Below are 15,048 nucleotides of genomic sequence, written 5' to 3'. Positions count from 1 at the left end.
TTCATAATTCAAAACTCATAATTCCCCTACAGACATGGAAGTTATCCTCAAAGACGACGTTAAGAACCTCGGGTTCAAAAACGACCAGGTGACGGTGAAGCCGGGCTACGGCCGCAACTACCTGTTGCCGCAAGGCCTGGCGATGCTGGCCGACAAAACGAACAAGAAAATCGTAGCCGAGAACGTGCGTCAAGCCGCTCACAAGGCAGATAAAATCAAAGGCGACGCCCAAGCCATTGCCGACCAAATCGGTGACATGGTGCTGGAGCTGCGCGCCAAAGTAGGCGAAAGCGGCAAAATTTTCGGCCGCGTGACCACGCTGCAACTCGCTGAGGCTCTGAAAGCCAAAGGCGTGGAGGTGGACCGCAAGCGTCTGTCGTTTGACCAGGAGCCTTCGGCTGCCGGCGACTACACCGCTACGGCGCAGCTGCACAAAGAAGTGAAACACACGGTTAATTTCCGCGTGGTAGGCGAGTAGTTTTCGCTGCACTTGATGTTACAAAAAGCCCTGCCTGCTGGTAGGGCTTTTTGCTTTATTGGCGTTGCCGCCGCGCTGGCGGCTATTTTTGCCCTGATGTTTAGAACTGAGCTTACGATTGCGCCTTCGGCGCAGCAATTTTCGCGCACGGCCCGCGTGCTGACTATAGGTTCCTGCTTTGCGGAGAGCATTGGCGCCCGCCTAGCGGCTAATAAGGTAGAAACGCTGGCTAACCCGTTTGGCACGGTGTTTCAGCCGTTGATACTGGGGCAGTTGCTACGGGCCGCCGCCGGGGAGGAAATGGATTGGCAGCAGCACATTACCGAGGCGCGCGGGCGCTGGCAGAGCTACGATTTGCACAGTAGCATCGGAGCGGCTTCGCCGGTGGAGTTGTTGCAGTACATTCAGCAGCTGGCGCAGCAGGTGGGCGACTTTGTGCGCCGGGCCGACTTGGTGGTGCTGACGCTGGGCACGGCCTGGGCCTACCGCCTGCGCGAAACCGGTGAGCTGGTGAATAATTGCCACAAGCAGCCGGCTGACTTATTTCATAAGGAATTATTGACGCCCGATGAGATTATCAATGCGCTGGCCGAGACGCACGCTTACTTGCGGCGTATTAATCCGGAGCTAAAATTTGTGCTGACGATAAGCCCGGTGCGGCATATTAAGGACACGCTGCCGCTGAATGCGGTGAGCAAGTCGGTGCTGCGGGTGGCTTGTCATTATTTGAGCGAGCTGCTGCCGGGCGTGGCGTATTTCCCGGCGTTTGAGCTGCTGATGGACGACTTGCGGGACTACCGCTTTTATGCCTCGGACATGCTGCATCCATCGGAAGTGGCGGAGGACTACATCTGGGACAAGTTTGCGCGGACGTATTTCGACGTGGACTTTGGGCGTTTTCGCAAGGAGTGGGCGTCGGTACGGCAGTCGCTGACGCACCGGCCTTTGCACGACGGCGCGCCGGAGCACCGGCAGTTTCTGGAGGCTACGCGCGAGCGGCTGCAGCGGCTGGCCGGGCAGCAGGTGGATGTGGCGGCGGAATTGCAGGACGTGGAGCAGCGCATTGCGGCTTTGCCGGTGCCGCTGGTGATTGTGGAGCCGGAAATTGAGGACGACGGCGAGGAGCGGATTGACGTGGGCGGCGTGGAAACGGCGCGGGAAATAGCGACGGAGGCTGATGCGACACTGCAGGTGGCGACTGAAACGGTAGTGGCTGCAACGCCGCCGGCCCGCTTGTCGCCGGAAGAATTCCGCAGCCAGCGCAACCGCGACCGTGACCGGCGTGGGCGCAACGACCGGCGCAATCGCGACGAGCGGGCACTACAGCCTACGCCTGCCGTTGAAGCCGCAGAAGTTGCTTCGGCACAATTTGAAGTAGAGGAAGAAGCAGTTGAAACTACCCAGCCACTGGAATTAGCGGAAGACACTGCTTCGGCTTTCCAGGTGCTCGGCCTGGGCATGCCGAGTGCAGCCCAGACGACGGTAGATGCCAGCCCGGTATTGCCGGACAACCAGCCGAAGAAGAAAAAGCGGCGCAGCCGCGGCGGGGCCAAGCGCACAGCCCGCAAGCATGCGGCTCGCTTGGCGGCAGAAGGCATACCGGCCGATGGCATCGTGGCGGACGCAACGGTAGTTGGAACAACTGAGGAAGTTGTGGATTTTGCTACCCCGACTTCAGCAATTGAGATGGTGGAGCCGGTAGCGGCTGTGGAACTGCCGGAGGCGGCGCAATCGGTGACGACGGTGGCGGAGACGCTGCCCGAAGTGCCGACCACTACGATTGGCATACCGGATGCTAATCCGCAGTGGAACAGCCGCCGGGAGGGTAAAAAGTCGACGGTTATTCAGAAATCGACGCCCGTGAAACGGGGCGGACGGCGCGTGCTGTTCAATACGCCGGCAGTGGCGGATAGCTCAATAGTAGAGGCGGCGCCAGTAGTAGCACCGCCGCTGCCGGAATTGCCCGCAGTGCCCACGATAGTGGCGACGCCGGAGCTGCCGGTTATCGAAATGAGTGTGACAGAGACGGAGGCCCTGGGCGGTGCTGCACCAGCGACCGTAGCGCCCCCCACTGCCCAGAAAAGCCGCAACCGTAACCGGGGCAAGGGCAACAAGCCCGCCGTGGCAACGGCAGTGCCGGAAGCAGCCGCCGCAACCGTAGCGGTAACGGACACGCCGCCAGCCACGCCGGCCTTCCTAGAGACTCCGGCAAGCCCGAAGCCCGGCGACAACGCCGCCCCCCCCGCCCCGGCAGCAACCCGGCGCAAGGCCCCGAAGAAACCAGCTGTCCCGGTAGCTCCCGCAGTAGCCGCTGCGCCAGCGCCCGAGCCAGCCACAGCAGCAACGCCCGCCCCAGTGAACACAACGCCTGCACCAGCAGCGGAAATGCCGGCCGCCAAGCCCGCCAGGGTGCGGCCCTCACGCAGCAAGGTGCAGGCAGTGTCCGCCACCCCGGCCGAACCGGTAGCAACGGAGCCCGCCGCCCCTCCCCTGCCGGCTGCCCCGGCCCGCCCCAGCCGCAGCCGGGCGGCCAAACCGGCAGTAGCGTCACCAATAGAGCCAGCTATAGAGGCCCCGGCCAAACCCAGGGCCAAAGTAGCGCCGAAAACATCGGCCGCTACCAAGCCAGTCGCGACGAAGCCCAAACCGGCTGGCAAGACAACCAAAAAAGCGTAATCAACTTATACCGAAACCCGGCCGATGTGGCCGGGTTTCTTGTTTCCGCTCCACATCACCTTGCCCTTATGGCCTCCGACATGCACCCCAACCGCCTGGCAAACGAAACCAGCCCCTACTTGCTCCAGCACGCCCACAATCCTGTCGACTGGTACCCCTGGGGCGAGGAGGCGTTGGCCCGCGCCAGGGACGAGCAGAAGCCTATCCTCGTGAGTATCGGCTATGCCGCCTGCCACTGGTGCCACGTCATGGAGCGCGAGTCGTTTGAGAACGCTGCCGTGGCGGCGGTGATGAATGAATACTTCGTCTGCATCAAGGTGGACCGGGAGGAGCGGCCCGACGTGGACCAGGTTTACATGGATGCCGTGCAGGCCATGGGCGTGGGCGGGGGCTGGCCGCTCAATGTCTTTCTCACCGCCGAGGCCAAGCCGTTTTACGGCGGCACTTATTTCCCCCAGGGCAACTGGACCAAGCTGCTCGAAAACATCGGCCAGGCTTATGCCGGCGAGCACCGCGCCGAGCTTCTCCAATCGGCGGAGCGCTTCGCCCAGGCTGTGGGGCGCAGCGAGCTGGAGAAGTATAGCGGGCATGTGAAGCTGGATGACACGCCACAAACCACCGCCGATGCTGGCCCGGCCGGCGTGAGCGATGAAGAATTCAGGCTCCTCGTCTACAACCTCGGGGTGAAGTTCGACCGGCAGTTTGGCGGCATGGACCGGGCGCCGAAGTTTCCCATGCCCAGCATCTGGAAGTTTTTGCTGCGCGGCCATGCCATCAGTGGTAGCCCGCGTTTGCTGGAGCAAACCGTGCTCACGCTGCGCGAAATAGCCTGGGGCGGCATCTACGACCAGGCGCATGGCGGCTTTGCCCGCTACGCGGTGGATGAGGAATGGCTGGTGCCCCACTTTGAGAAGATGCTCTACGACAACGGCCAGCTCATCAGCCTCTACGCGGAGGCTTTTCAGGTGACCGGCGAGCAGTTGTTCCGGGACGTGGTGTACGATACCATTGAATTCGTCCGCCTGGAGCTGACCAATGCGGAGGGCGGCTTCTATTCCTCGCTCGATGCCGACAGTGAGGGTGAAGAGGGCAAGTTTTACGTCTTCACCAAGGCCGAATTGCGCGAAATCCTGGGGGATGAGGAGCCCTTGTTCAGTGATTATTACAACTGCACGGCTGCCGGCAACTGGGAGCACGGCCGCAACATCCTGCACCGCCGCCAAACCGACGCCGACTTTGCCGCCGCCCACCAGCTCAGCCCCGAGGCCGTGCCCGCGCTGGTCGAAAACTGGAAGCACCACATCATGCTGGCCCGCGTGGGCCGCATCCGGCCAGGGCTCGACGACAAAATCCTGACCGGCTGGAACGCCCTCATGCTGCAGGGTCTCTGCGACGCCTACCGCGCCTTCAACGAGCCGGAGTTTCTGGTGATGGCCGAGCGCAACGCGCGCTTTATCCAACGCACCCTGCGCAATGGCCCCCAGCTTTACCGCACCGCCAAGAATGGCAAGGCCAGTATCAGCGGCTTCCTGGAAGATTACGCGCTGGTTATCCAGGCGTTCGTGAGCTTGTACGAGGTTAGCTTCAACGACAGCTACCTGCACGAGGCGCGCGCCCTGACGGACTACGTGCTGGCCCACTTCTTCGACCCCGCCGAGCAGCAATTCTTCTTCACCGACGCCAGCGCCGAGCCGCTCATTGCCCGCAAGAAGGAGCTGTTCGACAACGTCATCCCCAGCTCCAACTCGGTGATGGCGCACAACCTCCACCGCCTCGGCCGCCACTTCGAAAACGCGGAATACCGCGACCTCGCCCTGGCCATGCTGGCCCGGGTGCGCCCGCTTGTGGTCAAAGAGCCGCAGCACCTCAGCAACTGGGCCTCGCTCTACGCCGCCGTGCTGCGCCCCGGGGCCGAAATTGCCATCGTCGGCCCCGAGGCCGATGAGCTCCGGGCCGACATCAGCCAGCGCTTCCTGCCCGACGCCGTGCTCGCGGGCACCGAAACCGGCAGCGACCTGCCCCTGCTGCGCCTGCACCGTCTGCCGGCGGATAATCGCACCGCCATCCACGTGTGCCGACACCACGCCTGCCTCGCCCCGGTGCATACCGCCGCCGAGGCCCTGGCCGCCCTCTAAAACGGCCTTCCGTACGGGCTTCTCAACAAAAAAGAGCCGGGCATTGCCCGGCTCCTTTCCATGAGTTGCAACAGTTAAATCTTAATCAAGCACCACTTTGCGGCTCACCACGCCCGCGCCCGCCACGATGCGCAAGGTGTAGAGGCCGGCGGCCAGCTTTTCGGTGGGCAGGCGCTGCTCGGAGCTGCCGGCGGGCACCGCCGTGTGCAGTACCTCCTGCCCCAGGGCGTTGAGGAGCACCGCGGTGCCGTGGGTGGGCAGGCTGCTCAGGCGCATAGTCAGCGGGGCGCCGTGGCTGGGGTTGGGGAAGAGGTGCAGGACGTCGGCAGCCAGGGTGTGGCGGGTGCCGAGCATCACATCGTAGAACGAGAGGCCGAAGGTGCCCGGCGTATCGCCCGTGGCGTAGCCACTCACGGCCACATAGTAGCGCTGGCCGGGAATAAGGTTCGGCACGCTAAAGGGCGCAACAACCGTATTGGCCGCCCCACTGCCTTCGCAATGCACAAGCGTGAACGGGCCGGCCGCACAGTCGGGGGCCGAGAAGATGCGCACCATGCCGGCGGCTGCACCCGTCACGACAAAGCGAAGCAGGCCGCCCGCATAGTCCACCGTAAACCACACATCCTGCAGAGCAGTGGCTGGCGAGCAGCCAGCCCCCCCCACGCCCGGCTGGGTGCTGGTAGTGGCCCCCACATTGGTGCCATTTATTACGATGAGAGGCTGCGTATTGGGCGATATCGGCAGCACGGTGGCCCCACAGGGCTCATCGTTGGCCGGCACGGGCGGCACGGTGCCCGTAGTGAAGCACTCCGGGCCCACCCAGGCACTGCTGCCGCCCACGGGGGCAGGGCACACCTGGCGCACGTAGTAGCAGTAGCTGGTAGCGGGCGTGAGGCCGCCGAGCGTGGTGGCGGGGCCACTGAGGCCGGCCACCACGGTGCCGGTGCCCAGCGTGAAGCCCGCCGCGCCATACTCCACGTCGTAGGTAGTGCCGATGAGCGGGGCGCCGCCCGGCGTCCAGCGGAGGGCGGCGGTGGTGGCCGTGACGGCCCCGGTGGTCACGGCCGTGGGCACGGGGCACCCCACGGCGGCCGTGGTCGTAAAGCACACCGGCCCCACCAGCGCGCTGGTATTGCCGGCCACGGGGCACAGCTGCTGCACGTAGAAGCAGTAGTTGGTGCCCGGCGTGAGGCTGGCGAGCGTCACAGTGGGCGAGATGAGGCCCACGATGTACGTGCCGGCAGTCAGCGGGTCGAAGCCCTGCGGCCCGTACACCACTGTGTAGGTGGCCCCGGTGGGCGGCGTGCCCCCGGGCGTCCAGCTCAGGTCGGCCCCGCCGGGGGTGATGTTGGCCGTGGTCAGGGCCGTGGGGTCGGCGCAGGTGGGCATGGGCGACGTCACGCACACGGCGAGGTTGCCGGTCGTGCGGTTGTTCAGGCTCCACACCCGAATGTAGAGCACCTCGCCCGGCGTGCGGCCCGTGAGCTGCAGCAGCGACTTCAGGTTGCCGCCGCCGTCGTCGTTGCAGTTCACCAGGCTCAGGCTGGCGCAGGTGCCGGCATACACGGCCAGGCCGGTGTCGCCCACGTCGTTGGTGGCGGCCAGCACGGTTTGCACCGTGAGGGTGCCCGAGGCCGGCACGGTGGTTTTAAACCAGATGTCGCCGCCGGTGTAGACGGCGCAGCCCGGCGCGGGCACGCCGGGGCTGGCCGTGGCGCCCAGGTTGCTGCCCGTGGCGGGGCTGGTGCAGGTGCTGCCGTATTGCACGGGCACCTCAATGGCCCCGGCGCAGTTGTCGTTGGCGGGGGCGGGGGGCGCGGGCGTCACGCAGATGGTGATGGCCGCCTGCGCGCCCGTCGGGGGGGCCAGGTCGACCCCGTACACCCGCACGTAGTAGGTCTGGCCGGCGGTGAGGCCGCCCACCAGGTGCGTCACGGGCGTGGGGCTGCGCTGCAAGTTGCAGAAGATGGTGCTGAGGGTGCCGCAGGTGCCGCTCAGCACCTCCACGGTGGCCGCGAGGCGGGCCTCTACCGTCACGTTCTGGCTGGTGCCGCCGGCCACGAAGCTATACCACACATCGGGGGCGTTGCCGTTGCCGCCGACGCAGGTGCTGCTGGGCGCCAGGCTCTGCGTGGCGTTGGCCAGCGTGCCCGCGGTGGGCGTGCAAGTGGCCCCCACGGCCAGCGGCACGGCGGCGGCGCACTCATCGTTGGCGGGGGGCACGGGGCCGGGCTGCACGCACAGCGTGAAGGTGGCATTGAGGGGCGCCGGCTGCACGTTGGAGCTCGAATACACCCGCATGTAGTAGGTGTTGCCCACCGTGAGGCCGCCCACCAGCACGGTGTTGTTTGGGGTCATGTTCATGGCGGTGCACACGAGGCTGCCGCCTCCGCCGCAGGGGCCGGTGCGCACGTCGAGCACGGCCATAAAGCGGGCATTCAGGGTCACGAGCTGCGTCACGCCACTCGCCACGAAGCGATACCACACATCCTGGGCCAGCACGGCGTTGCCGCAGTTGGCGCTGGGGCTCAGGCTTTGCGAGGCGGCCTCCACGGTGCCGCTCACGGGGCTGGCGCAGCTGGTGGTCACGGGCACGGGCACGGCCTGGGCGCACTCGTCGTTGGCCGGGGGCGTGGGGGCCGGGTTGATGCACAGCGTGAAGGTCGAATTGGCCGTCGTGGGCGGGTTATTAGTGCCCGAGTAGATGCGGATGTAGTACGTCTGGCCGGTGGTGAGGCCCCCGGCCACCGTGCCGGTGGCCGCGTTGGCCTGAATGAAGTTGCAGAACACGCTGCTGGAGCTGGCGCAGGTGCCGCTGCGCACCTCCAGCACGGCTGCAAACCGCGAGGTGAGCGTGATGAGCTGCGCCGGGGCCGCCGCCACGAAACTATACCACACATCGTTGGCCGCGGCCGTGCCACCGCCGCAGCCGGCCGTGCCGGGCAGGCTCTGGGTGGCGCCGGCCACCGTGCCGTTGGTCGAAGTGGCACAGCTTTGCACCACCGGCACCGGCACGGCCGTGGCACACTCGTCGTTGGCCGCCGCCACGGGGCCCGCCGTCAGGCAAATGGTGAAGTTGGCCTGCGTGCCGGTGGGCTGAATGTTGGTGCTGGGGTAGAGGCGCAGGTAGTAGGCCTGCCCGGTGCTCAGGCCGGTCACCACCAGCGGCGTATTGGTAAACACGGTGCCGCAGAACACGCTGCTGGAGCTGGCACAGCTGCCCGAGCGCACATCTACCACCCCCCCGAAGGTCGAAGCCAGGTTCACGGTCTGGGTGGCGCCCGTGGCCACAAAGGCATACCACACGTCGCGGGCAATGGTGACGTTGCCGCAGCCCGTGGTGGGCGGCAGGCTCTGGCCCACGGTGAGGTAGGTGCCGGCGGTGGGGTTGGCGCAGGTGCTGCTCACCGGCAGGGCAATGGCGCCGGCGCACTCGTCGTTGGTGGGGGGCGTGGGGCCGGTGCTCAGGCACACCGTGAAGGTGGGCGTGGGGGGCGTGGCAGCGCTGTTGGCGTACAAGCGCAGGAAGTAGGTCTGCCCGCTCGTCAGGCCGGTCAGCACGGCCGTCTGGTTATTAAACACCGTGGTGCACGACACGCTGCTGGAGCTGGCACAAGTGCCCGAGCGCACTTCCAGCACCGCCACAAACAGGCCCGTGAAGGCCAGGTTCTGCGTTGCGCCATTGGCCACGAAGCTATACCACACATCGTTGGCCGTGGCCACGTTGCCGCAGCCCGTCACGGCCGCCAGGCTTTGCGAGGCATTGGCCACGGTGCCGGCCGTGGGCGTGCCGCAGGTGGCCCCCACCGCCAAAGGCACGGCCTGGGCGCAGTTGTCGTTGGCCGGGCCCACCGGGGGCGGGCCCAGGCACAGCGTAAAGCCGCTGTTGGCGCCCGTGGGCTGCTGGCCGCTGGCATACACCCGCAGGTAGTACGGCTGCCCGGCCGTGAGGCCGCTGATGATGCGCGGCTGGTTGCCGAAGCCCACCGCACAATACACGCTGGTGCTGCTGGCGCAGGTGCCGGCGCGCACATCCACCGCCAGCTGGAAGTTGGCCGTGGTGGTTAGCAGCTGGGTAGCGCCCGTGGCCACGAAGCTGTACCACACATCGGTGACGGTGGCCAGCGTGCCGCAGCCCGTGGTGGGGGCCAGGCTCTGGGTGGCGTTTTCGAGGGAGCCGCCCATGGGGTTGCAGGTGGCACTCACCAGCAGGGGGCGGGCTCCGGCACACTCGTCGTTGGCCGGGGCCAGCGGGGTGCGGGCACAGAGGCCAATGGGCCCCACCACGTTGCCCCCAAACTCCCACACGCGCACATACAGCACCTCGCCGGGCGTGCGCCCGGTGGCCGTGTACAGGGAGTAGCCGGTGCCGCCCCCGCCGTCGTCGTCGCAGCCCACCAGGCTCAGGTTAGCGCAGCTGCCGCTGTACACGGCGAGGCCCGTATCGTTAATGGGGCTGCCCGAGGCGGGCGCCACGGTCTGCACGGTCACGCTGCCGGAGGCCGGCACGGTCACTTTAAACCAGATATCGCCGCCCACATACTGGCCGCAGCCCGGCACGGGCACCCCGGCGCTGGCCCCGGCGCCGGTGTTGTCGCCCACGGTCAGGGCGCCGCACATGCCGTTGGCCTGCACCGGCACGTCGATAGCCCCGGCGCAATCATCATTCACCGGCACGGCCGTGCTGGCCCCCGGCGCAATGCACAGGGCAAAGGTGCTGTTGATGCCCGCGGGCGGGGTGGCCGCCGTGGCATACACGCGCAGCAGATACGACTGCCCTACCGTGAGGCCGGGCACCGTGGTGGGGTTGGTGTTGCCCTGAAACACCTGGGCGCAGAACACGCTGGTGGTGGCGGCACAGTCGCCCGAGCGAATGTCCATGATGGCCGCAAAGCGCGGCGCCAGGGTGATGAGCTGGCTGGCCCCGGTGGCCACAAAGGAGTACCACACGTCGTTGGCCGCCGTCACGTTGAAGCCGCAGCCCGTGGTGGGGGCCACGCTCTGGGTAGCGCCGGCCACGCTGCCGTTTACGGGGATGGCACAGTTGGCACTCACGGCCACGGGCACGGCCTGGGCGCAGTCGTCGTTGGTTTGGGCCCAGGCGGCACTACTACTAAGGAGTAGTAGCAGGCCCAGCCAGCGCTTGCCGGCGCCCGCCCAGCGTTGAACAGTAGGTAAGAGTTGCTGCATGTGAAAAAGAGGGTTTAGGTAAGAAGAAAGCACGCTTCGCCCGGCTACCACTCAAGCAGATAGGCAGCCAAAACGACCTTTTGCACCCAGCAAAAACACCGCCATTCTTCCCGCTTTTTTTCGTCTTCTCCCAAAAAGTTCCCCACTCAGCCCCAATTACCAAAATAATGTACGGCCGGCCCCGCGCCGGCCGCATCTGCCTGCCCCTGCGCCCCTGCTTTCCCCCGGGTGTCCCCGCGTGTTCAGGCTATGCCCGCATCCCTACGCCCGGTGCCCCCCCCTTCTGCCGCTTAGCCTCCCCCAGGGCGGCCCCGGCAGGCCGCAGGCGGCGCGGCGCGCGCTCCCCGCAGCGTTGTGCGGGGCGGCGCCCGGCGTTGCAGCCCCCCGCGCCCGGCTTTCCTTCCTCCCGTAGCGGCAGGGCGCCCACCCGGCTCCGGTTACTGGCCACCGCGCCGCACAACGCAGGCTTCGCGGGTGGCATGTTGGCCGCCGCGGCTGCCGTGTTATTCTCCGCGGGTGCCGTGTTATCCGCCGCGGGTGGCGTGTTGGCCTCCGCGGGTACCGTGTTGGCCTCCGCGGGTGGCGTGTTGGCCTCCGCGGGTGGCGTGTTGGCCTCCGCGGATGGCATGTTGGCCTCCGCGGAGTGGCATTTTGCGCCAATCAGCGAAAAAAAGTGGGTTTTCGGCTAAAAATAATTTGAAAACAGGTGTTTTTACGGGGGTATTTTTAAGAAACCTGTCTTTGCTTTGCAGCTCACCAATTTTTTTTCAGTTTATGAGTACCACCACTACTACCACCATACCGCACGATGTTATCGTGCAGCGGGCCTACGACTTCTACGCCCTGGGCGTGCTGCGGCAGACCACGCTGGCCGGGGCCGACAACCAGCTCACCATGGGCTGGTTTGCAGACCTCAAAACCAAGACCGATGCGGCGGTGCTGCTGCCCAGCTACGCCCAGCTGCGCGCGGCCGACTCGCAGTTTACCGTGCAGCGCAACGCCCACATCAAGGAGGCCCGGGGGCTGATGCAGGACCTGTTTTACTACGCCAAAAAGGCCTATCCGCAGGACACTGCCCCCGACGAATACTTCGGCCACAGCAAGTACACCCGGGCGGGCTCCAACCCCGTGGAGGTGCTGAAGGTGATGCAAAGCGCCGTGGCCGCCCTGACCACCCGCTACGACGCGCTGCTGAACGGGGGCATGGCGAAAGAGAAGCTCGACCGCCTGATAGGGCTCACCGGGCTGGCCCAGACCGACACCACCAGCCAGCGCGTGGCCGAAGGCACCACCAGCGTGGCTACCAGCAACACGGGCCGCGAATTTGAGGAGCTCTGGAACCTCTGCCGCCTCGTGGCCGAGGCCGCCGTGGTGGCCTACCGCACCGATGCCGTGCAGCGCCGCCTGTTTCTGCTCTACCCCGACGGCCCCGAGGAGCGCAGCCTCACCCTGCAGCCCGGCACCGGGGCCGCCCCCACCATCAAGGCCCTCGTGCTCGATAGCATGCTCTCGGCCGGCCGCCGCCTGAGCATCACCATCGAGGCGCCCGGCGGCCCGGTGCGCGTGCTGCTGCACAACCCGGCCATGCCCTACTCGCCCGACGGCGGCACCGCCCTCGCCGCCACCGACAAGAACAAGCCGCACCGCTGCAAGGCCGCCAGCCTGGGCTGGGTGCAGGCCGGCGACCAGGAGCTGGTGGTTATCAACGACACTGCCGCCAAAGTGTGCCTCAAAATCCGGGTGCTGGAGGTGGGTGAGTAGCAAGTTACCGGCGCGGTGCCGTGCGCCCCCCCCCCTGGCCTCCTCCCCTTCGGGAGAGGGGGAGCCAGGGTGGCGCCTATGGCCGGCAGGCAGGCCCCTGTCGGCAACCGATAGGCTCCCCCTCTCCCAAAGGGGAGGGGGCCGGGGGGTGGGGTGCGCGGCACCGTGCCCCTCGCGGCTAAAAGCCCCGCCCCGGCGGGGCTTTTTCGTGGCCCCGCCGCCAGACGTATCTTTACTATTCCTACTTGCCCCCGCGTTTTGACCCTCGCCCTCGATTTTATCTCCGACCAGCAGACGCCCACCGCCGACCGCGTCACGCTGTTTGTCGATGTCATTCTACCGCTGCCCCTGCCCCGCCTCTACACCTACCGCGTGCCCTTCGAGCTGAACGATAGAGTCGTCATCGGGGGCCGGGTCATCGTGCAGTTTGGCGCCAAGAAAACCCTGAGCTGCATTGTGGCTGCCGTGCACGAGCAGGCGCCCAAAGAGTACCAGGCCAAGTACATTCTGGAGTTTATCGACGACGCCCCGGTCGTCACCCAGCCCCAGCTCAAGCTCTTCCGCTGGATGGCGGAGTATTATCTGTGTACCCTCGGCGAGGTCATCAACGCCGCCCTGCCCTCAGCCCTCAAGCTTAGCTCCGAAAGCCGCATCCAGCTGCACCCGGCCTTCGAAAGGGACACCAATGAGTACCCCATGACCAGCCAGGAAGACAAAATCCTGGACGCGCTGGGCGCTTTGGAGGACGCCAAGTCGCTCACGTTTACCGAAGTCGGCGACCTGCTGGGCGTGGCCTCCTTCCACAAGGTCATCAAGTCGCTGATGCACAAGGAAGCCATCTTCCTCTTCGAGCACACCGCCGATAAGTACTCGCCCAAGGTGCTCAAGAAGGTGCGCCTGCACGGCCGGCACCTCACCGAAAGCAATCTGGAGCGCCTGTTTGAGGATTTGACGTCGAAGCCCAAGCAATTGGACGTGCTCATGAAGTACCTCCAGCGCGTGCCCGTGTATCAGGACGAGCATGCCAACCACCGGGGCCTCGAAAAAGCCTACCTCACGAGCAGTCCGCACCTCTCGCCCTCGGCCGTCAACACCCTCATCAAGAACGGCATCCTCGAGCAGTTCGACCAGATAGTAAGTAGGTTCCCGATGGACGAAAACCCCATCGCGCACATCCAGTTTGAGCTCAGCGAAAGCCAGACCGCGGCCCGCGACGAGATAATGACCTACTTCGGCGAGAAGGATATCGTCCTGTTGCATGGCGTGACGGGCTCCGGCAAAACCGAGATTTACATCGACCTGATAAGGCAGGCCCTCGACGGCGGCGGGCAGGTGCTGTACCTGCTGCCCGAAATCGCCCTCACCACCCAGATAGTCACCCGCCTGCTCCGGGTGTTCGGCTCGCGCCTGGGCATCTACCACTCCAAGTTCTCGGACAATGAGCGCGTGGAAGTGTGGAACGGCGTGCTCTCCGGGCGGTTCCAGGTGGTAATTGGGGTACGCTCGGCGGTGTTCCTGCCGTTCGATAACCTGGGCTTGCTTATCGTGGACGAGGAACACGAGTCCTCCTACAAGCAATACGAGCCCGCCCCCCGCTACAATGCCCGCGAAGTGGCCCTGATGATGGGCAATTTCCAGGGCGCCAAGGTGCTGCTGGGCTCGGCCACCCCCGCCGTCGAAACCTACTACCAGGCCAAACAGGGCCGCTACGGCCTCGTCACGCTCAGCAAGCGCTTCGGCGAAGCCGGCATGCCCGACATCGAGCTCATCGACACCCGCAAGCAGCGCGAGCAGAAGACGATGCACAACCATTTCTCCGCCGATTTGCTCGGGGAGATTGAGCGCAAGCTCGGGGCCAAGGAACAGGTCATTTTGTTCCAGAACCGCCGCGGCTACGCCCCCGTGGTGGCCTGCCAGGACTGCGGCTGGATTCCCAAGTGCAACAACTGCGCCGTCAGCCTCTCCTATCACAAGCACTCGCACGAGCTACGCTGCCACTACTGCGGCTACCACGAAAGCATGGTGACCAAATGCCCCGCCTGCGGCTCCCGCGCCGTGAAAACGGTGGGCTTCGGCACCGAAAAGATTGAGGACGACCTCAAAATCATGCTCCCGCAAGCCAGCGTGCAGCGCATGGACCTCGACACCACCCGCGCCAAAAACGCCTACCAGCAAATCATCAGCGACTTCGAGAAGCAGGTGACCAACGTGCTGGTCGGCACCCAGATGGTGACCAAGGGCCTCGACTTCGCCAACGTCAGCCTCGTCGGCATCATCAACGCCGACAGCATTATTCACTACCCCGACTTCCGCGCGCACGAGCGGGCCTACCAGATGTTTGTGCAAGTGAGCGGCCGGGCGGGCCGCAAAGGCAAAAAGGGCAAGGTGCTCATCCAAACCTCCGACCCCACGCAGGTCATCTTCGACAAAGTCATCCGCAACGACTACCTCGAGTTCTACAACTACGAAATCATGCAGCGGCAGGAGCACGGCTACCCGCCCTTCATGCGCATCATCAAAATGACGGTGAAGCACATGGAGCAGGGCCTCTGCGAGCAAGCCGCCATCGCCCTCACCGGCGAGCTCGTCGACCGCCTCGGCCGCGCCGCCGTGCTCGGCCCCGAAGCCCCCTACATCTTCCGCATCCGCAACTTCTACATCCAGGAAATCACCATCAAGCTCGACCGCGCCCACACCGTGCTCAAGCACGCCAAGCTGATGATTACCGAAGCCATGGACGCCGTGAAGGACCAGAAGGAGTTCCGCCAGGCCCGCCTCGTGCCCGACGTGGACCCCATGTAGCCCACC

6 protein-coding genes are annotated in these 15,048 nt (G+C 65.5%); 5 read left to right on the top strand and 1 reads right to left on the bottom strand.

What is annotated here, in order from left to right:
• The first annotated feature begins 34 nt into the window (after positions 1-34).
• The 3 genes from rplI to Q5H93_RS19300 all read left to right on the top strand — a co-directional run bounded on the left by rplI (position 35) and on the right by Q5H93_RS19300 (position 5,289).
• Positions 35-478, top strand: coding sequence for a 50S ribosomal protein L9 (rplI, locus tag Q5H93_RS19310; RefSeq protein ID WP_305008297.1), 444 nt, complete (start codon positions 35-37; stop codon positions 476-478).
• Positions 479-574: 96 nt separating this feature from the next.
• Positions 575-3,154: a GSCFA domain-containing protein gene (locus tag Q5H93_RS19305; protein ID WP_305008296.1), complete on the top strand. Its 2,580-nt coding sequence runs from the start codon at positions 575-577 to the stop codon at positions 3,152-3,154.
• A gap of 68 nt (positions 3,155-3,222) precedes the next feature.
• Entirely contained in the window at positions 3,223-5,289 is a 2,067-nt protein-coding gene (locus tag Q5H93_RS19300; RefSeq protein WP_305008295.1) for a thioredoxin domain-containing protein, read from the top strand.
• 81 nt (positions 5,290-5,370) lie between these two features.
• Here Q5H93_RS19300 and Q5H93_RS19295 read toward each other — a convergent pair whose 3' ends face one another.
• Positions 5,371-10,479, bottom strand: coding sequence for a T9SS type A sorting domain-containing protein (locus Q5H93_RS19295; RefSeq protein WP_305008294.1), 5,109 nt, complete (start codon positions 10,477-10,479; stop codon positions 5,371-5,373).
• A 774-nt stretch (positions 10,480-11,253) separates the two neighbouring features.
• On the opposite strand from Q5H93_RS19295, the gene Q5H93_RS19290 reads away from it, so the two are divergent.
• Positions 11,254-12,240 carry a hypothetical protein gene (locus Q5H93_RS19290; protein WP_305008293.1) on the top strand — a complete coding sequence of 329 codons (987 nt, stop codon included), beginning with the start codon at positions 11,254-11,256 and terminating at the stop codon, positions 12,238-12,240.
• 258 nt (positions 12,241-12,498) lie between these two features.
• Positions 12,499-15,042, top strand: a complete 2,544-nt coding sequence (gene priA / locus Q5H93_RS19285) for a replication restart helicase PriA (RefSeq protein ID WP_305008292.1) — start codon at positions 12,499-12,501, stop codon at positions 15,040-15,042.
• Positions 15,043-15,048: the final 6 nt, after the last annotated feature.

The sequence above is a fragment of the Hymenobacter aranciens genome (assembly GCF_030580865.1).
GTDB lineage: Bacteria > Bacteroidota > Bacteroidia > Cytophagales > Hymenobacteraceae > Hymenobacter > Hymenobacter aranciens.
This window is presented reverse-complemented; position numbering and strand designations above follow the sequence as displayed.